This window comes from Acetobacter orleanensis (assembly GCF_001581005.1).
GTDB classification, from domain to species: Bacteria; Pseudomonadota; Alphaproteobacteria; order Acetobacterales; family Acetobacteraceae; genus Acetobacter; species Acetobacter orleanensis.
In genome coordinates, this window is record NZ_LHZV01000065.1 from 39,587 (window position 1) to 58,821 (window position 19,235).

Sequence of the window (19,235 nt, forward strand, 5' to 3'; positions counted from 1 at the left end):
GGCGGTAACATTCTTAAAAAAATCGGATATGCACGGGTGAGCACCATAGGGCAAACCCTTGATACACAAATGAAAATCTTAGAAACACACGGCTGTGAAAAAATCTTCTGTGAAAAAGTCAGCGGTGCTGACGCACAGCGTGAGCAGCTTCGAAAAATGGTTAGAAGTCTGAAAAAAGACGATGTTGTGATCGTTGCAAGGATTGATCGTCTTGCAAGAAGCACATTTGATTTATTCTCTATCGTTCAAAATATTACGAAAAAAGGTGCTCATTTTTATTCTTTATCCGAGCCTTGGGTTGATACGAATACCAGTACCGGCCGTCTGATGCTCGCTGTTTTAGCTGGTCTCGCAGATGTTGAACGCGATCTCATTCGGACACGTACAGCAGAAGGTCGGGCCAGAGCGATTGAGCTAGGTAAACGTATGGGTCGTCCGTCTAAGATGACGCAGCTGGAAAAACAAGAGATTGTCCGGCGCCGGTTGGGGGGGGACTCTTTGAGAGTGCTGGCTCAAGATTTTGGAATCAGCGTTTCAACTGTTTCCAGACTGACACTTGAGAGGACCCGTTTTTCTGTCTAAAAATTAGATACTAATTTTCCTGCATTGAAATAGGAATGTATTCATAATTAATTATGCAATGTTTAAGTGTATTTAATAACAAAATATATTTTCTTAAAGAATATGAAAATTTTTCTTATTTAAAGATATTTTCTATATCTAATTGTTTCAAAAATAATATGATAAATATTATCAAACATATTAACCTTAACGCAGTATTATTTTTAAAACAAAAATAGATGTTTAAGAATAATTTATAGACAAAATAAAACGTGATTCGGACTCCTGATCGACTCATTAGGGGGCATGCCTTTGCAGCAGTCGATAGGCGATATTTTTCGGCAAGAAACCAGTGAAGGAGAGAATATGCATCGTGTATGCGAATGATCTCTCTGTTGAGTCATAACGCCTTCAGTCTTTCACGGATCCTTAACCACTATAAAAATCGTATGATAAAAAATTAATCATAAAAACAATAGTATTTTATATTGCCTCATTGACGACGTAATTTATCCTCGATATCACAAAGGCTAAATACACTAAATATGGTCGTTATATTATGATTTCACCAAGAGGATTTGTTTTAATCGGAACTGTTCTCACCTCTTGCGGGATGAGTACGGCTATTGTGCATGCACAGGGAGCGACCGGTAAGGTGCTGCCGGAACTGCGCAAAACAGAAAAGAAAAGGGCTCCTGCCAGTTCTCTTCTTCCTTCCGGAAAGCTTCAGCGCAGACAGGCAGAACATGGGAAACCGCAACTCGCTGAACGAGAAGAACTGGAAGTGCATGGGAGTGCCACGCCCGCGTTCTCCGGCGGCGCGCTCGGAAGAAAAAGGCCTTTGGATACGCCTTTTTCCATTCGTACTGTTACGAGCGCGGAGATACAGGAACGTCAGGTGAAATCCTTGTCCAGATTACTATCTCAAGACGCATCAGTTGTCACCAATGGGGACACTTATTCCTTTAACGCGTATAGCGTAACGGTGCGTGGTGTGCCGCTGGATGATTACAATGGTTACAAAATTAACGGCTCTCCGTTTTATATGACAACGGTTGAACTGCCTCTGGAAAGCTTTGAAAATGTTCAGCTTCTCAAGGGTGCGTCAGGCTATATGTATGGCTTTAACGCTCCGGGTGGGATCATCAATTATCAGACCAAGAAGCCAACGGAGCAAAGAAGCTTTGAGGTCGATGCGGGTTATAGCTCAGCCGCTATTGCCAGCGAGCATATTGATACGGGCGGTAGGTTGTTTAACAAGGTTTTTGGATATCGTTTAAATTTAACGCATGAAAAGGGCGAGACCTATAATGGCTCACATGTAGAACGGTATTCCGGTTCTCTGGGGGTGGATGCGCGCATAACCGAAAATCTGCTCTGGACAGCGGACGCTATCTATCAAAACAGAAAAATACGTGGTCTGGTTCAGGATTTTTTTATTGATCCCACAACCTATCCTTCAAACAGTCTGCCGGATGCTATCAGCGGGCATAAGGACCTAAACTCCTATCCCGGTTCCATGTTCACGTCGCACGTCCTGTTTCTGACGACAGGTTTGAAATGGGATATTAGCAGAAGCTGGAAATTCCACGTAGATTACAGCCATAGTCAGGATTGGCGCTCTTATCAGAGTGAATGGATGTCGCTTAAGGGCAGGGAAGGAAATTATGACTCCTACCTGTCAACAGACCCACGGAGTTGGTCAGACTATAATCAGGCACAGGGTATTCTGGAGGGCTGTTTTCATACAGGGTTTGTAAAACATGATGTAACACTCGGAGCAACATGGCAGGGGTTAGAAAAATATCTTCCCACTCGCACCGAATATGTGAATATTGGTTCGCAAAACATGTATGCACCGATCATCTCCCGGCCATGGAGTATTGATAATGAGTCGCCTGTTTACCGGAATTACCGGTCAGATCAGGTTGGCCTTTTCCTGAGTGACACGGTTACATTTACACCACAATGGTCGCTTCTGGCCGGGGTGCGTTATACCAATTTCCGGCAAAACAGCTACAGCGCAGAGGATGTTAGGACGGCGACGTATAAGGTTAATCCCGTAACCCCGACGGTTGCCTTGCTGTATCACCCGGTGCGAAACATGACTGTTTATGCCAGTTATGTGCAGGCACTCGAAAATGGCGGCACAGTGGGCAATACCTACAAAAATGCCCGCCAGACGCTGCCACCCATCCGGTCTGATCAGGTGGAAGTGGGGGCTAAAATTTCACGTCGAACATGGGATCTGACGGGGGCGTTGTATCGCATCACGCGCGGTGCGCAATATGCAAATACCGATAATTACTATGTTTCTAATGGAATGCAGGTTTATCAGGGATTTGAATTGAATGGCCATGTAGACCTTCCCTTTGGCTTTGTGGTGACTGACAGCTTGGGGATCGAGGCATCAAACTATAAAAAGACGGACCCATCCATCCAAGGCCACACAGCAGAAGCCATTCCAACGTTCCAGAATATGTTTACACTCACAAATAATATTCAGGCGGTACCGGGACTGTCTGCTTCAGCAGAAGTACATTATACCGGCAGAATGTGGGGGGATGCTATGAATGTTTATCACATTCCCGGTTATACTCTGCTCAACTTGCGGGCCAGCTATCGCACGCATATCGGAAAACATCGCATAACCTTCAGGGCAGAGTTGGATAACGTTGCCAACGCGCACTACTGGGGCGTTTTGGCTTCCGATTACTTTTACGTTGGAGCGCCGCGGTCAGTCTATCTCAATGCTCGATTTGATTTATAGAAAAACCAACCAAACGTAAGTGCTGGGAGTGTCTTCCCGTGGAAGCGGGAAGACACTCCTCTTTTAGTTAGTCGTTCTTCCCAAACGCTGGGCGGGTGGCTTCAAACAGGAACCATGTGCGGCGTTCCGTCTCATCAATCCAGTTTTCCAGCAGGCTGGCGGTTGCGACATCATTCGCGTCGTCGCAGACAGCATGCACTTTACGCATCCGGGTGGTCAGCGCCAGATTGTCCTCTCGCAGTTCAGCAAGCATGTCTTCCGGCGTCACATACAGTGCGTCATTATCAGAAACCTGCGTGCGGCGGGCGATTTCTCCAATGGAATGGAGCGTTGTACCGCCAATCTTGCGGGCGCGCTCGGCCATCGGGTCCGTCATGGCAAAAATCTGTGCGCTTTGCTCATCCAGTAGCAGATGATAATCGCGGAAGTGGCGACCGCTCATATGCCAGTGGAAATTTTTTGTTTTCACATACAATGCAAACACGTCAGCCAGCGTATCAGCAAGACCTACCGCAACTTCTTTAACGGCATCGGCCTTCAGGTCAGTCGGTGTGCCCAGATATTCGCGGACATGGGCTTCTTTGGCTGTCGGAGTAGTTTTCGTCATGAATTTCGTCCTTCTTGGCTCAGGCGCTACACGTGCAGCGTTCTGCTGTTACAACTGACGTGGTGTGACAAAAGTTCCGTTACAAGAGAGTTGGAGGCAGGCATGTCTGCTGCACAAGGATCATGACGGTTTAATATCCGCTCTGTAGCCAAAGCCGCGGCAAATGGAGGAGGCTCAGGCGCTCAGCACTTCAGCCTGCGCCATAGCCGGAAGGGGCAGAGATGCTGCAATGGCCGCGGCTTCGGCAGCCTTATGCTGCCTCATCCGCATTTCTTTTAGCATACAGACTACGCCGGGCACGCAATTGCCACACTGGGCCTTGCAACGCTTGGCAGCATAAATTTCACTGGGGCGGGTGGCGCCATGAGCGACAGCGGATTCAACATCTTTATGAGTCAGGCTGTTACAAGAGCAGATAACCATTCAGAAAGCCCCATATCTCTGATGAGAGCCTGATTAAAAGCACGAATGAGAATTATTCGCAATATATTTTTACAAGGGGAGCCTTACCGGCTACACCCCCCTCGGTTGCGGCCTATGCATATGCGTCCACCTTGAAGAATCATCCGCACAGGGAAGTCGTTTCTTTCCGTCAGTATGCAGGCAGGAAAATGATAAAGGGTAGGCGGCAAATATAGGCGATCATGAGAGAGGGGAGCGTCAGCGTCAGTTTTTCTCATTGCGCTTATTAGCGGGAGTATTGCTGTATTTTTTCTGCGCGTGAATCTCCGAACGTGCAGCGCCTCACAGTAAAATTGATACTAAAAATATAATAAAACCGATTTTATAATTGGGAGTTATGCTATTTTTTCTTAAAATCAGATTTAATAAATTTTTTTATAACACAATAATATTTTTTTTAAAAGATTTATGAATAATGCCAATTCTATTCTCTGCGGAATTCTATTGATTCCAGCGAGGAAGGAAACGCATGAATGCCATCGTTGTGACGGCGCTTAAGCGACCTTACACATTTATTGTATTGTCTCTGCTTATTCTCGCTTTTGGTGTGCTGTCTCTCTTCAAAGCGCCGACCGACGTGTTTCCGAACATCCGGATTCCCGTCGTGTCTGTTGTGTGGACATACGGTGGCATGCTTCCCGAGGAGTTTGCTGGCCGTATCACCTATAACTATGAGCTCGCCGTAACCTCCACTGTGGAGGGCATAGAGCATATGGAGAGCAACTCCTATTACGGCAGAAGCATCGTCAACATCTACTTCCAGCCCGGCACGGATATTGGGGAAGCGGAAGCCGAAGTCACCGCGATTTCCCAGACTGTTATCAAACAGCTTCCTGATAATATCCCGGCCCCTATGGTCATGAAGTTGGAAGCCTCCTCCGTTCCGGTTCTGGCTCTTCAAATCACGTCTGAAAAACAGACACCGTCGGATTTGTATAAAATTGCCATGACCCGCATCCGTCCCGTTCTGGTGACAGTGCCGGGGGCGGTTCTGCCGCATCCGTATGGCGGTATGGACAGCTTCATCATGGTGTCGCTCAACCAGAAGCAGCTTCAGGCGCATCATCTCTCAGCCATGGATGTGCAGAATGCCCTGCGGAAACAGAACATCGTGCTTCCGGCAGGGGACCAGAAAATCGCGACAACCGACTGGATGGTGCAGACCAACGCGACCCCCCGCTCCATGAAGGAACTGGGTGACGTTCCGGTCAAACGTGTCGGCAACGCCGTTATTTATGTGCATGACGTCGCTGAAGTGTACCGTGGCGGCCATCCGCAGACCAACCTCGTGCTGGTCAAGGGGCGTCAGGGCGTGGAGGTTGTGGTCATGAAAAGTGGTGACGCCTCAACACTGGATGTTGTGGCACGCACCAAGGAACTTCTCCCCCGTATTCAGAAACTTGTTCCGCCGGACGTGCATATTTCCATCTTGAGTGACGCCTCCATTTTCGTGAAAGACGCCATCAAGGACGTTGTGCGCGAAATGGTTACAGCGGCCATTCTGACGGGGCTTGTGGTTCTGTTGTTTCTGGGGTCATGGCGGTCCACGCTTATCATCGCCACCTCCATTCCGCTGGCCATTCTTTCTGCCATTATCTGCCTGCTGCTCTCCGGTCAGACCATCAATGTCATGACGTTGGGCGGTCTTGCACTTGCGGTTGGTATTCTGGTGGATGACGCCACCGTCATGATCGAAAATATCGATACCCACCTTGAAGAAGGCAAGGAACTGGAAACTGCCATTATTGACGCCGCCAACCAGATTGTGGTGCCAACTCTGGTCTCAACATTATGTATCTGTATTGTGTGGACACCGCTTTTCCGTCTGAGCGGCGTTGCGGGCTGGCTCTTCATGCCCATGGCGGAAGCCATTGTGTATGCCATGCTGGCCTCCTTCATCCTGTCACGCACACTGGTGCCGACCATGGCCAAATATCTGCTGGCCGGGCAGGTGCATCCGGGTCTGCATAGTGATGAACATCTTGCGCTGCCCAAAGGCGTTCTAGGGCGTTTCCAGAACAAGTTTGAGCATGCTTTCCATACATTCCGTGGTGCTTACGGCCGCTTTCTGGAGCGAATTGTTACAAAGCGTGGCCGGTTTGTTGCGGTGTTTCTCGGGCTGTCCGTGCTGTCTCTGGGACTGTTTTTGGTCAACGGGCAGGACTTCTTTCCGGAAGTCAAATCCGGCATGATGCAGATGCACATGCGCACCCCGCTGGGGATGCGGATTGAAACAACGGGCCGCATTGTCTCTCTGGTAAACGATCGGATTGAGAAGCTTCTGCCCGGTAAGGTTGCCGGTATCATTAATAACTGCGGACTGCCGGAAGGGCCGCATAATCAGGCCTTTATTCCGACACCTTCCATCGGCACGCAGGACTGTGACCTATCAATTTCCCTCAAGAATGAGGAATCTCCTGTCTGGGACTATCGCAAATTGTTACGGAAGGATCTGTCCGAGCAATTTCCGGGCAGCGCGTTTACCTTCCAGCCTGCTGATCTGACCGACAAAATTCTGAACTTTGGCTCACCCGCGCCGATTGACGTTCAGATTTCCGGTCCGGAACTTCAGAGCAACTATCAGTATGCCCGCCTTCTGGTGAATAAATTGCGGGCTATCCCCGGTTCTGCGGATGTTGTCATCCAGCAGACCATGAAAACGCCTACTCTGTTCGTGCAGGGCAACCGGACGTTCGGTCAGGCCACAGGCATGACGGAAGCTGACATTGCCAATAACGAACTGATGACTCTTTCAGGCAGCCAAACGGTCGATCCGCAATACTGGCTCGACCCGAAAACCGGCATTACCTTCCCACTCAACGTCTATGTCTCGCAAGATCAGCTAACCCACTATAATGATTTGCTGACAATCCCTGTTGATAAAGGAGACAGTGACCCTAAAGGGACGGACATGCAGCTTCTGGGCAGCATCAGCACGATAACGCCTACGGGCACGCCGGGGCAGGTGTCTCACTATAACTCGATGCCGGAAATCGATGTCTATGTCTCAACAGAAGGGAGCGATCTGGGCGCTGTCCTGAAACAGGTCAGACAGGTGGTGGCTGATACGCAGCACGACCTGCCGCAGACAGCGGTGGTGGATGTTCGTGGTCAGGCTGTCACCATGCATGGCGCGTATATGGAACTGGTTGCCGGACTGGTTGTGTCCATTGTGCTCATCTACATGCTGATTGTGATCAACTTCCAGTCTTGGATTGATCCTTTCATTATTATCTCAGCACTGCCCGGCGCGCTGGCAGGGATCGCATGGAGCCTGTTCCTGACACAGACACGCCTTTCCGTGCCCGCTCTGACGGGGGCTATCATGTGCATGGGCACGGCCACGGCCAACTCCATTCTGGTCGTCTCATTTGCCAAGGAACGCATTGCCCTACACGGCAATGCGCTTGTTGCCGCAGTCGAGGCCGGGTTTGGTCGTATTCGCCCGGTTATCATGACGGCTTCTGCCATGGTGATCGGCATGGTGCCGATGGCCACCAGTAATTCGCAGAATGCGCCGTTGGGGAAAGCTGTTATTGGCGGCCTTATTCTAGCGACTGTTTCAACGCTTCTGTTTGTTCCCTGCGTTTACGCAATTTTTCACAATCGCTCTCACACAAAAAAATCGGATCCGTCTGAATCGGGTCATGACAATGGGCAGGAGGCCGTCTGATGTCCACTCTTACAAAAAAACGTCTGTTTGTCGGCTGCCTGTTGTGTGTGCTTGTGGGATATGTGGCGTATCTGGAAGTGCAACACCTGCATAGTGAGGTGACATTGCAGGCTGATGCAGCACATGCCAGCGTGCCCGATGTTGCCGTGGTGCAGCCCAAGCCGGCCCCGCCCACATTGTCCATGACACTGCCGGGCAATATCAACGCTTGGTATGAAGCGCCTATTTACGCGCAGGTCTCCGGCTATGTGAAAATGTGGTATAAGGACTATGGCGCGGCCGTCAAAAAGGGTGATATCCTCGCGGAAGTCAACGCACCGGGACTGGATGCACAATATGCACAGGCCAAGGCTGACCTTCAGGTAGCACAAGCCAAATATGGTCTTGCAACCGTGACCGCCAATCGCTGGCGTTCCATGGGAAAATCTCAGGCTGTCTCTGGGCAATCTGTTTCCGTGCAGAATGCTAATGAACAGTCAGCGCGTGCGGCATTGGAAGCGGCCCAGCATAATGTGGACCATTATGATGCTCTTGAGCAGTTCAAAACCATTGTTGCCCCGTTTGACGGCATCGTAACGGCCAGAAATATCAGCGTGGGTGACTATGTGGGCGCTGGGAGCGGCAATATGAACGCCAACGGCACGGCCAGTGAACTGTTCACTGTAGCGGATACGCATGAAATGCGTCTTTTTGTCTCGGTGCCAGAAGTGCTGTCCTATGTTCTGAAACCGGGCCTGAAAGCGCGTGTTACAGTGCCGCAGTATCCCAATAAGGTGTTTACGGCCAACTTCCTGACCATCGCCAAAGGGTATGATCCCAACACGCGTACGGCGGTGACGGAATTTACCATTGATAATGCGGATCAGAAGTTGTGGCCGGGCACGTTTGCCTCTGTATCTCTGTCTGCTCCGGCAGAGGGGGGTATTTATACCATTCCAACGGGAGCCTTGGTCTTTCAGGAAAAAGGTATGCAGGTTGTGACAGTTGATGCGCAGAACAAGGCGCATTACAAAAACATCACTGTGGGCCGTATGTCTGATGCCTATACGGAAGTGGATGCAGGTCTGAGCCCGACAGATCATGTCATCAACAATCCCCCGGCAGATCTTCTGGAAGGCCAGACTGTGCGCCTGAGTGTGCCGGAAAAAGGCTATCTTACAACTGCCAGCAGCAGCGATGACGAGGAGGATGACGAATGAGCCTTGTTTCCAAACATCCTCATAACCCGTCTGGTAAGAATACGCTGATGCCAAACAGATATAAGGTTCCTTTCGGAAAAACCCTTTTCCGGCGTAAAAACGTGCAAGGCGTCACACTTGTCGCCCTTACGGCGCTGAGTGCGTGTGATCTGGCCCCAGCCTATCAGGCTCCGCATTTTGTCGTGCCAGCCTCATGGCATGGGCAGGGGCTGTTCCGGGAAGCCCAGCCGCAGGATACAGTTCTGCGGTCGGACTGGTGGACATTGTTTGCAGACCCAACGCTCTCCACGCTTGAAGCGCAGGCAATGGAAGGGAATGCGGACCTGCAAGCGGCTGCGGAGCGGTTTATTCAGGCACGCTCCATTGTCATGGAGGCGCGGTCTGATCTGTTGCCGCATTTCGCATTGGCTTTTGGGTCAAGCAACAACAAAAGCTCTTCAGACAGGCTGTTTCGTTATAAAGGCCCGATTACAGCCACAGATGAATTTTATGGCGGAATGGCAAGCTGGGAGCCGGATATCTGGTCTTCCATCCGTAACCGCGTAAGGGCTCAGAAATATTACGCGCAGGCACAGGCTGCGGAATATGCTTCTGCTCGTCTTAGCTTGCAGGCGGAACTGGCCACGGATTATTTCGTTCTGCGTGGGCTCGATGCCCAGAATGCCATCTATACTCAGTCCATCGCCTATTATCAGAAAGCTCTGCGTGTCACGCAGACACGGCTTGATTATCAGGATGCCACGGGTATTGATGTCGCGCGTGCTAAAAACCAGCTTTACATGACGCAGGCGCGCCAGCTTGATGTGCAGGCGCAGCGCGAGGTGATGGAGCATGCGATAGCCGTTCTGGTCAATGCATCACCGTCATCCTTCCATATTCCAGAAGTTGCCAATCAGGATCAGGCAGAGCCTGTTTTCCCGCTCGGTATGCCATCGGAATTGCTGGAGCGCCGGCCAGACATTGCGGTGGCAGAGCGCGAAATGGCGCAGGCTAACCGGGCTATCGGCATAGCGCGTGCGGCGTTCTACCCACATGTCTCCTTCAACGCCAATGGCGGGTTTGATGCCAACGGGTTTGATCTGGCCAATCTGGCAAATAGCATGTGGTCTTATGGAGCGTCCGTTACCATGCCGCTGTTTGAAGGGGGACTGCGCAGAGCCCAGCTTCAGCGCACATGGTCAAACTATCGGGAAACACGCGACCATTACCGCATGTCCGTCCTGTCCGCCTTTAAAGACGTAGAAAACGGCCTGTCCATGACAGCACGGCTAAGAGCGGAAAACGTCCGATTAAAACAGGCTGTTGATGCCGCCATGCAGTCCCAGACCCTGACCATGACACTTTATAAAGGTGGCGCAGATGGGTATCTGGATGCCCTGATTGCGCAGGTCAACACGCTGGATGCGCGGATTGAGCAGGCACAGGTGCAGTCCCGTGCGCTACAGGCCGCAGTCAGCATGGTGCGCGCACTGGGCGGTGGCTGGAATGATAAACTCCTCCCCACACCAGACCAGACCATGACCTTCACTGGCTTTCAGTATGACGGGTTACACCATCCCCTCTCGGTCGGCGGCGTTGACTCCCCGCCAAACTCGGAACAGTACGAAAACCTGATGACAACAGGCCCTAAAATGCCCGCATTGAGCCAACCACAGACGGTGACTTCAAAAGCGAAGGCCCCATAAAACATCAGGACTTAACAACAAATTAGACTCTTCCGGATAATGCGTTTGTAAAAAAGGAAAATACGCCTTCGCATTATCCGGCTTTTTTCTTATTTGGCAGTTCTGTATCCGATAAACAATCTAGCGCAATTATGTCAGTCTTTTTCATTGACTGTATCTGATTGGTTTTTTGGACGCCTCATTTGCCCATATCGTCAGCCAAACCAATACGTGGCGAGAGAGGGGTGTTTGGCGCACTTCCCTACAGTATCGAAGCACTTCCCCGCCTACGGGCGTAAATCCACACCAGATAGCCAATTCTGTGAGCATGGCGTAGGCTCGGCGGCGAGGGTTTCTGGTAGAAAATTGGCAAACTTTGAATCAAGAGTGGCAAGCCCAATCTTAACTCGTTGTTTTTATTAAATTTTGTATGAAAGTGGTGGACCCGAGAGGATTCGAACCTCCGGCCTTCAGATTCGGAATCTGACGATCTATCCAACTGATCTACGGGTCCGTGGGCTTCTCCCTAGCGCAAAGGCGGGGGGCTTGCCAAGCCCGTATTGTGGGGAGAAGGGCAATTTCCTCACTCAATCGCGGCAAACAGGTTGGAAAACCCCTCCGGTACTTGATTGTCCAAACTTCGGGCCGGAGTGTGTCATTCCCGACGTTAAGAGTCGTGTGTGTCTCGCCGACAAGCATACTACCCGAAATCCGCCTCCTTTCGCGTGATGCAGAGCAGCCCGGCCTTGCGGCGGGAGCGCGTCTGTTCTTATCTTGCCTCTTGAGGTTGTCTGGCTGAAATCAAGAGGATTATATTCATGCTGAAATTTCGCCCCGTCTTTCTGGCTCTAACCGGCTGTCTGGCTCTTTCAGCCGTATTGCCGAAGGCAGAGGCCGCACCGGCTCTTTCCTCTGGTCAGATTATGGTGCCACCCGGCCCGGCTCCCATGACAGCCACAACAGCAACCCCCGGTGTGCTGGATTATGATGGTATTCCGACAGTTGAACACGCTTCTGCCGAGAATGTCGGGGGTCTCATGTATTACTGCTACGCCCACCATCTCGTAACGGACACTACCGTTCGCACGCTTGGCCGCCAGCTTGCCGCGCGCGAGGGTATTCGCGCCAATCCGGCCTATGCTTGGGGCGGGCAGGGGCAGCTTATGCTCAGCCCGACGGTTATGTTTGACATCACAACGCTCAACCGAGATCAGCAGGAAGCTGTTTGCAGCCGCTCCGCCTTGCGCGGCCCGGCTCTTCTGGCGCAATAGCGCACGTCTGTGAGTGCCCCTGATCACCGCCTGACGGCGGAAGACCTGCTTTCTGCTGCTACCGGCTTGCTGGCGGCAGAGCAGGACCCACTGGCTAATATGGCCAATCTATCAGCCCTGATTTTTGAGGCTCTACCTGATCTCAACTGGGCGGGGTTTTATCTGTATCGGGCAGACGCATCCGCATTGGCCACCATTTTTACGTTAACCGGTTCCACTGTGCCGAGCGGCCAGCCTGTTACTGCGCAAAGACTAACAGAAGCGCAGTCCGACGCACTGTTAGTTGCATCGACGCGAGGCGAACTTGTGCTCGGCCCGTTTCAAGGGCGTGTGGCCTGCACACGTATTGCCATGGGGAAGGGCGTATGCGGTACGGCGGCACTGTCTCGCGCGACGCAGCGTGTGCCGGATGTACACGCTTTTCCCGGCCATATTGCATGTGACACTGCCTCCGCGTCTGAAATTGTCATACCACTGGTGTTGAGCGGCCGTCTGCTGGGGGTGCTTGATCTTGATAGCCCCCGTAAAGACAGATTTTCCTCCGCGGACCAGCATTTGCTGGAAACACTGGTTGCAGCATTCCTCGCAACGCTGCCAGTGAGCGCATAAAAATTAGCGCATCAAGTATGGAAGCATAAAATCGCCGCAGATTGCCGCCACCCTCCTCTTTGAGGTAAGATACACCTCAGATCCGCTCTCTTGTGGGGCGGAAGATAAGGAAATTTACATGCGTCGATTGATCACTCTGAGCGTGCTTGCCGCTCTGGCTGGCACCACGGTAACGACCGCGCAGGCAGAGCCGGGCGGTTGCCTGAAATACGGTGCCGTGGGGGCTGTGGGTGGGCATGTTGCTCATCATGGCGTGCTGGGTGCTGTGGGTGGGTGCATTACGGGGATGTATCGCCGCCACGTTTACCGGAAAGAAGCCAAGCAGAAGGCTGCCCTGTATGATCAGGAGCATCCGGGCGCAAAAGGAAACTACGCTGAAAAAGCGACCGCTTATGATGTGGAACATTCCACTCAGCCGGGCAAAATGAACCCGGATGCCGCACCGCAGACTGGCGCTCAGCCCGCGCCGCAGGGTCAGACAGCGCAGCCCCAGCAGGGCGACACGCACATCTGATACACGCCCCTCCGCCTGCGTTTTGTGGGCGGAGGGGTGAAGTCTTAACTCATGCGTTGCTTCCGGAAGCCTCTGACACAGGACGTTCTGGCGCAGGATAAAACAGCCTCATGTTTTTCTGGCTAAAGGCGCTGTTGTCTGGCTTGATTATTGCGCTTGTTTCCACGATTGCCCGCCGCTATCCGGGCCTTGGCGCTTTGGTTGCCTCTCTCCCTCTTATTTCCGTCTTCGGGATGATCTGGCTCTGGCTGGAAACCAAAGACCCCACGCGTATGGAAGCGCATGTGGGCGCAACGTTCTGGTACGTGCTCCCCTCCCTGCCCATGTTTCTGCTCATCCCGTTGGTCATGCGTCATGGCGTGCCGTTTTGGCTGGCGCTAGGGGCGGGGTGTGGCGTGACGATTCTGCTTTATCTTATAATGGTCTGGCTTGCCCCGAAGCTGGGCATTCAGATGTAGGCGGCAGGCGTAGCTACTCGCTCTTTGCCAGCCAAGCCCGCACTTCACCGCCGGGTGCTTTCTGGGTGTGCAGCTTCAGGTAAAGGCGTCCGTCAAGCAAATCCTGCTCCGTCTGGGAACTCAGCATGACACTGCCGCTTAGCGGGCTTTTATAGGGGCCGCGGACAGTGACTTCCGGCGGTCCGTCGTGGCCGGGTAGAGCAGGACCATGCAGATGCGCAATGGTCACGGGCCCGCTCAGGCCTTCCCACGTCACGGTATAACGCAGCACATGCGCGCCGGGATAATAGAGCGCCATCACGTTTCCATGCGCGTGGGTCGACGCACCGTGTTCCGCTTCAAGTTTTCCAGAAAATAACGTGCTCTGCTGGGCCCGTGCTGGCGTTACTAGCGCGCCTGTGCTGAGGAGGCCAAGAGCCAGTAAGGCACTGAAAGCCGGTTTGCGGAGCAGAGTCATCACAGCAGATCCCATATAACGTCACAAGCTGAGTCAGCCTGCCCAAGATGCAGGCATCACCGCAGCTTCAAAACGCATAAAACAGGGGGCCGTTGCCGCTGCTTACAAAACGTGAACGCTTACTCGAAGTCCCGCAGCACGCCTTCACGGTCAAATGGGCGGTCTGGCGTGCGGCTGAAATGGACGCGCGGCTGGGTGCCGTCCGCCTTTATTTTTTGGCGCAACGTTGCAAGCCAGCGCTCGGTTGCGGCGTCCCGCTGGAGGGAGGGGGAGGAAGTTTCTGGTCCGGGGCGGGAAGACTGAGGCATCATCTTGCTCACAAGATAGAAGGAGGTCTGGCACTCTCCTACACCCGTTCCCCTCCCTGCGGGTGTGACGCTTTTTTGAAATCACCGCGTCCTGACGCCTTCAGCCGCCTTTCAGTAAAAAATAGCGAGGCCATAATTGTCTAGCGTACCGGGTGCTGGTTCAAACTCTGTTCCAACCATGCTTTCGCCGCGTTCTGCGCCATGTCTGGGGCCACCTGCACCTCATCAGGTTCAATCGGGCCTTCATAGCGCCTGCCTGTTCGGTCCAGCTCAAAAAATGCGGCAACGGCCAGCAGTCCACCGTCCGGTAGCCGGAAGCTTTTGTTCCCTGTGGTCTGACCATGCGTCGGGGTGCCGAAAAAACGCGTGGCCGGTCGGCCTTTCAGTGCAATCGCCACAGCCTCGCCCGCGCTGGCTGTATGCGGGCCAATCAGCACCGCTACAGGCAAGTGGGACAGGTCTGGGGTGGTCATATGCTCTGCCGCATTTTGCGTCCCGGCCCGCCAAGGGGAAGAGCGTTTTCCTGCTCGGTTCTCAAAAAACCCTAGATCATTCGGGCCAAGTAGTGGCTTTAAAGCCTGAAGCATCGGCCACATATTTCCACCGCTATCTCCGCGCAGATCCACAATCCATCCGCGTATTTCGGGCGCTTGTGCAAAATGCTGCTCTGCTGTTTGGATAAATGCGGTCAAAGCCTCAGGGGCATGTGCGGTAAAAGAGGGAATGGATATCAGGCCAATATCAGAAGAAATTTTCTGAAAACTTGGCATAAGGGGTGTCCGGTCCGCCATCCTGCGGCGCGTGACGGGTGGCATGACAAAACTGTGCCCGTCCTGCAAATCAGCCAGCAGGCGCCGCATTGCGGCATAAACATCGTCGACTGATCCTTTTGCAGCCAGATCAAGCAGAGGCTGCGTGCGGGTTTCCCAGTCAATCAATGGAGCATGCAGCGCGTATGTTCGCACGGCATCAAGCGCAAAGCGCATGGTCTGCATTGCAAGAGGCTCCGCGGCTTTGTCAGGGGTCGCGGGTGGAGAAAAATAAGCGTCAAGCCCACAGACAGCCACCGTGCCCGGTCCTTTCATCATTACGCCATAAACCAGTCGCGTTGTGTGCGATGGCACCAGCAACGTGAGCGTGCGGGACAGGTTTGCTCCGGTTCCGCGCACTGGATTATTTTCGGTGTTTGTCAGCGCAATTTGCTTCGGGCCGTCGTAAGCCCCCGCCCACAGCCCGGCCCCTACCGATACGTTCTGCGCATTGAAGACAGCATGCACCTGCACGACCTTGTTTTGTAAATGGTCTGCGGAGAGCATGCTCCGTGTTGCGGCATACTGGTTTGGGGCTGCTGTAGCGGACTGGAGTGTTACAGAGCTTTTACCATCAGAGCAGGTCGTCCCAGCCGCTAAGGTAAACTGATGCTGTGGATCAAACAGTGACCGCTGGACTGAGTCCGCAAAGCAAAGAGCCGGCTGCATCAGGCAGGTGTAACCTGCTGTTAAAAGAACTGTCTTATTGAGTGATTTTTTCACAGGTTATCCCCGCGTCTATTTTTGCCGCCGGTCAATCAAGGACAGCCCATCACAAATCGCCACCATGGCTAGTATGCATCTGTTGAATTCAACTTCGTGCCCGCCTGTATGCCGAGAACGCTCAAACCAGTGGTCATTCCGAAAAGACCGGCCAGAATAAAAACTGGCCCGCAGGTGCCGTATGTGTATTCTTTCCTCTGGATACTGGGTTTGGTTGGTGATGCGCACATTACAAAAATAAGACACAGTCCATTTTACGCACCTCGCATCCTTTTGTTGACGCACCGCACCCGAACCCCGTAAAAGGCCCCGTTCCAAAACCGCAATGCCCCACCCGGCGCAGTCTTATTGAGCGCCGGAGGCGCTGCCTGCTATGTCCCCATCCCTTACGTTTGCCGATCTCCCTCTGGCGCAGCCTTTGCAGGACGCGCTGGCCGAAGCCGGTTACACCACCCCCACACCCATTCAGGCTCAGTCCATCCCGCTGTTGCTGGAAGGGCGGGATCTGCTGGGTATGGCGCAGACTGGCACTGGTAAGACGGCATCTTTCGTGCTGCCGCTGCTGCACCGCATGGCGCAAAACCCGTGCCCGGCACCCAAAGGCGGTGCGCGTGTGCTGGTTCTGGCGCCCACGCGGGAGCTTGTCTCCCAAATTGCGGATGGCTTTGAAACATTCGGACGGCATCTGCCCTTTACTGTCACGACCATTTTCGGTGGTGTCAGCCCGATGCATCAGATCAACGCTTTGAAAAACGGCGTGGATGTTATCGTTGCGGCTCCCGGCCGCCTGCTGGATCTGGTCACGCAGGGCGAGTGTGATCTTTCCCAGCTTGAAGCTCTGGTGTTGGATGAAGCCGACCAGATGCTTGATATGGGCTTTGCAAAACCCATCGAACGCATTGTCGCCGCGCTGCCCAAGACACGCCACACTATTCTGCTGTCCGCGACAATGCCTAAATCCATTGCGACTCTGGCCGAAAGCCTGCTGAATAATCCAGCAAATGTTGAAATCGCACCGCCTTCCACCACGGTGGACCGTATTGAGCAGTCCGTCATGTTCATGGATGCGGCACACAAGAAGGAAGCTCTGCTGGAGTTGTTGCGCACCCCCGGCATGGGGCAGGCTGTGGTGTTTACGCTGCAAAAAAATATTGCAAACGAGGTCTGCGCTTTTATCACCGAGGCGGGTATTACGGCGGAAGCCCTGCATGGCAACAAATCACAAGGCCAGCGTGAGCGCGCTTTGGAGGCTTTCCGTGCCGGGACGGCACAGGTTCTGGTGGCTACAGATATTGCAGCGCGCGGGATTGATGTTGATACTGTCACGCATGTTTTCAATCACGATCTGCCAAGTCTGCCGGAGAGCTACGTGCACCGCATTGGTCGCACGGGGCGGGCAGGGCGTAACGGATACGCTATTACGTTGTGCGATGCCGAGCAGCGCGCATGGCTGCATGATGTCGAGCGCGAAATTGGCCGTGCCCTGACCATTCATGTCGAGCATCCGTGGCATTCTGAAGAAGCCCGGACTTCTACTAAACGTCCTCCGGTTCTCGGTGGTGGTCCGGTTAAGCAGATCAAGCCGCAGAAAGTCCGCGAACGCAAAATCTGGACTGAAGAAGAAAAAATCGCTGCACGTGATGCCGCCAAAGCAGCCCGCGTTAACGCCTGAGGCGAGTAAGAGGGCTGAAGCACCGTATAAGGGGTGCTTCAGCCTTCCCTCAGCCTTTTAAAAAACCTGCCGCAGACGTACGGTTTTCTTGTCCTCTGTTTCCAGAACCAGCGCCGTGCCATCCATCCGCCAGTGCGTTGCCGCACGGGTCAGGCTGGAAAACTGCCGCGCCAGTGCATCGCGGCGGCCGGGGCAGGCCATTAGAGTACTGAGGCCACCTTGCGGTGCGGCCTTAACATGACCATTCTTGCCAAATTCCAGACCACCCACATAGCGGTTGCATCCATCAGAGCCGGATACCTTGCCGCTGGCATTAATATCCAGCGTCGGGGCCATATCCGGCGCGCCTGCTTTCAGGCCGGGCTGGTCCGTCGTGCGGTCCGTGTCAGAGGGGGCTTTGTTGCCATCCGCCAGTCGGTGTCCGTCCAGCGCTGTGACTACCCAGCGCGTATCGTTCAGGCTGGTGGGCGCGAGTGATGCCCCACCACAGCCGGTCAGTGTCCGGCCCTGTGTTACAATCCGCACCGTATCGGCATAATTCTGGCCGCTCGTGCTGTCGGAGCAGGCTTTGGCTGTGACCTCAACCCGCATCGCCTGCGCCTCATAGAGACGGTCCCGGCCTTCCGCATGGGCATGCAACACCGGGCCTGCAATGCGCGGTTTGTCCGGCGTTTCCAATGTCAGCATGTTCTGCGCCAGCGTCATATGCCAGAATGGTTCATTGCCAGAGGCCTGATATACGCCGTCCAGCTTGCCGGAAACCGCCACCGGCTGTCCGGCGTCCTGCCCGGCACAGCCTGCTACGAGCCCGACCAGCCCCAGTGCCAGCACACCTGCGCGCATGGCCCGCCGTGGCCTATGCCGCAGTGTCTGCTCTGCCCGCGTCTGCTGTATGGCGGTCTGCGCCTGCGCGCTTGCTTTAATCCTGTGCATCCGGTTTCTCAATATCCTCTGGCCAGTCTTTGCTGTCTCTGTGCGGTGTGGCATACCTGACATACCCCGGTCTCTTGGGGGAATATCTTACTGCCCTTTCACCGTGCAGGGCCAGCCTGCCGTTAACGCAACAGTCTTGGCACTGTTGCTCCATTCTCGTTTTTACAGGAACAAGTTTTCATTCAGGCTTCCGCACCGTGACGCTTCTGCTTTGTGCATGGTATGCTTGCTCTTCCAGACACGGTTATCAGAGCCAAGAGAGGGAGGGCGCCATGCCCGAGAGTAGCATCGCGCAGAAAATCGCTATTGGTTTATGCAGCCTGCTGCTGGCTATGGGGACACTGGCCGCAGGTATTTACTGTGCTGGTCAAGCCTCAGATCTTCTGCTGCATACGGCCAGATGGCAGGGGCTGAGCCATTATAGCAGCCTACTGATTGTGCCGCTGGGCCTCGTGCTTTATCTCAGGCACCGCAAACGCGGCCAGAAGCCGGAAAGCGTAAAGGATGATCCTTATGGCGGCCTGCGTTAAGAAATCAGCGAGAGC

The 19,235-nt window shown here is 53.4% G+C and carries 17 protein-coding genes and 1 tRNA gene; 11 read left to right on the forward strand and 7 right to left on the reverse strand.

Going from position 1 to position 19,235, the window contains the following annotated elements:
* Nucleotides 1-9: 9 nt before the first annotated feature.
* The gene (locus AD949_RS10140; RefSeq protein WP_048835527.1) at nucleotides 10-582 is read left to right on the forward strand and encodes a recombinase family protein; all 573 of its coding nucleotides are present in this window, start codon (nucleotides 10-12) and stop codon (nucleotides 580-582) included.
* Between the two features lie 538 nt (nucleotides 583-1,120).
* Nucleotides 1,121-3,331: a TonB-dependent siderophore receptor gene (locus AD949_RS10145; protein ID WP_244463324.1), complete on the forward strand. Its 2,211-nt coding sequence runs from the start codon at nucleotides 1,121-1,123 to the stop codon at nucleotides 3,329-3,331.
* A gap of 67 nt (nucleotides 3,332-3,398) precedes the next feature.
* Here AD949_RS10145 and AD949_RS10150 read toward each other — a convergent pair whose 3' ends face one another.
* Together AD949_RS10150 and AD949_RS10155 are read right to left on the reverse strand one after the other, a co-directional pair.
* Nucleotides 3,399-3,938, reverse strand: coding sequence for a Dps family protein (locus AD949_RS10150; protein WP_048835526.1), 540 nt, complete (start codon nucleotides 3,936-3,938; stop codon nucleotides 3,399-3,401).
* 174 nt (nucleotides 3,939-4,112) lie between these two features.
* Nucleotides 4,113-4,361: a (2Fe-2S)-binding protein gene (locus AD949_RS10155; RefSeq protein WP_048835525.1), complete on the reverse strand. Its 249-nt coding sequence runs from the start codon at nucleotides 4,359-4,361 to the stop codon at nucleotides 4,113-4,115.
* Nucleotides 4,362-4,869: 508 nt separating this feature from the next.
* Between AD949_RS10155 and AD949_RS10160 the strand changes: the two genes are divergently transcribed.
* From AD949_RS10160 to AD949_RS10170, 3 genes are read left to right on the forward strand one after another with little or no spacing between them, the layout of a single operon-like run.
* Nucleotides 4,870-8,073: an efflux RND transporter permease subunit gene (locus AD949_RS10160; protein WP_048835524.1), complete on the forward strand. Its 3,204-nt coding sequence runs from the start codon at nucleotides 4,870-4,872 to the stop codon at nucleotides 8,071-8,073.
* The gene (locus tag AD949_RS10165) at nucleotides 8,073-9,272 is read left to right on the forward strand and encodes an efflux RND transporter periplasmic adaptor subunit (RefSeq protein WP_048835523.1); all 1,200 of its coding nucleotides are present in this window, start codon (nucleotides 8,073-8,075) and stop codon (nucleotides 9,270-9,272) included. The genes AD949_RS10160 and AD949_RS10165 overlap by 1 nt, the downstream gene beginning before the upstream one ends.
* 47 nt (nucleotides 9,273-9,319) lie before the next feature.
* Nucleotides 9,320-10,957 (forward strand): efflux transporter outer membrane subunit, encoded by a 1,638-nt coding sequence (locus AD949_RS10170; protein ID WP_048835619.1) that lies wholly within the window; start codon nucleotides 9,320-9,322, stop codon nucleotides 10,955-10,957.
* 416 nt (nucleotides 10,958-11,373) lie between these two features.
* Here the strand turns inward: AD949_RS10170 and AD949_RS10175 are convergent.
* Nucleotides 11,374-11,450, reverse strand: a tRNA-Arg gene (locus AD949_RS10175).
* A 304-nt stretch (nucleotides 11,451-11,754) separates the two neighbouring features.
* On the opposite strand from AD949_RS10175, the gene AD949_RS10180 reads away from it, so the two are divergent.
* The 4 genes from AD949_RS10180 (at nucleotide 11,755) to AD949_RS10195 (ending at nucleotide 13,788) form a co-directional block, all read left to right on the forward strand.
* Complete coding sequence (locus AD949_RS10180) at nucleotides 11,755-12,207, forward strand: hypothetical protein (protein ID WP_048835522.1); 453 nt, start codon at nucleotides 11,755-11,757, stop codon at nucleotides 12,205-12,207.
* Nucleotides 12,208-12,216: 9 nt separating this feature from the next.
* Nucleotides 12,217-12,816 (forward strand): GAF domain-containing protein, encoded by a 600-nt coding sequence (locus AD949_RS10185; RefSeq protein ID WP_048835521.1) that lies wholly within the window; start codon nucleotides 12,217-12,219, stop codon nucleotides 12,814-12,816.
* Nucleotides 12,817-12,934: 118 nt separating this feature from the next.
* On the forward strand, nucleotides 12,935-13,330 hold the full coding sequence (locus tag AD949_RS10190) for a hypothetical protein (RefSeq protein ID WP_048835520.1): 396 nt from the start codon (nucleotides 12,935-12,937) through the stop codon (nucleotides 13,328-13,330).
* Between the two features lie 110 nt (nucleotides 13,331-13,440).
* Entirely contained in the window at nucleotides 13,441-13,788 is a 348-nt protein-coding gene (locus AD949_RS10195; protein ID WP_048835519.1) for a DUF3147 family protein, read from the forward strand.
* Nucleotides 13,789-13,801: 13 nt separating this feature from the next.
* Here AD949_RS10195 and AD949_RS10200 read toward each other — a convergent pair whose 3' ends face one another.
* From AD949_RS10200 to AD949_RS10210, 3 genes are all read right to left on the reverse strand, one after another.
* Nucleotides 13,802-14,245, reverse strand: a complete 444-nt coding sequence (locus AD949_RS10200) for a CHRD domain-containing protein (protein WP_048835618.1) — start codon at nucleotides 14,243-14,245, stop codon at nucleotides 13,802-13,804.
* A 119-nt stretch (nucleotides 14,246-14,364) separates the two neighbouring features.
* Nucleotides 14,365-14,565 (reverse strand): hypothetical protein, encoded by a 201-nt coding sequence (locus AD949_RS10205; protein WP_141325372.1) that lies wholly within the window; start codon nucleotides 14,563-14,565, stop codon nucleotides 14,365-14,367.
* 128 nt (nucleotides 14,566-14,693) lie between these two features.
* Complete coding sequence (locus AD949_RS10210; RefSeq protein ID WP_052944544.1) at nucleotides 14,694-16,031, reverse strand: S41 family peptidase; 1,338 nt, start codon at nucleotides 16,029-16,031, stop codon at nucleotides 14,694-14,696.
* Nucleotides 16,032-16,458: 427 nt separating this feature from the next.
* Between AD949_RS10210 and AD949_RS10215 the strand changes: the two genes are divergently transcribed.
* Entirely contained in the window at nucleotides 16,459-17,757 is a 1,299-nt protein-coding gene (locus tag AD949_RS10215; RefSeq protein WP_048835517.1) for a DEAD/DEAH box helicase, read from the forward strand.
* A gap of 57 nt (nucleotides 17,758-17,814) precedes the next feature.
* On the opposite strand, the gene AD949_RS10220 is transcribed toward AD949_RS10215, so the two are convergent.
* Nucleotides 17,815-18,690 (reverse strand): META domain-containing protein, encoded by an 876-nt coding sequence (locus AD949_RS10220; RefSeq protein ID WP_244463323.1) that lies wholly within the window; start codon nucleotides 18,688-18,690, stop codon nucleotides 17,815-17,817.
* Between the two features lie 272 nt (nucleotides 18,691-18,962).
* Here AD949_RS10220 and AD949_RS10225 point away from each other — a divergent pair, with 272 nt between their 5' ends.
* A complete protein-coding gene (locus AD949_RS10225) occupies nucleotides 18,963-19,220 on the forward strand; it encodes a hypothetical protein (RefSeq protein ID WP_048835516.1) in 258 nt (85 codons plus the stop codon).
* Nucleotides 19,221-19,235: the final 15 nt, after the last annotated feature.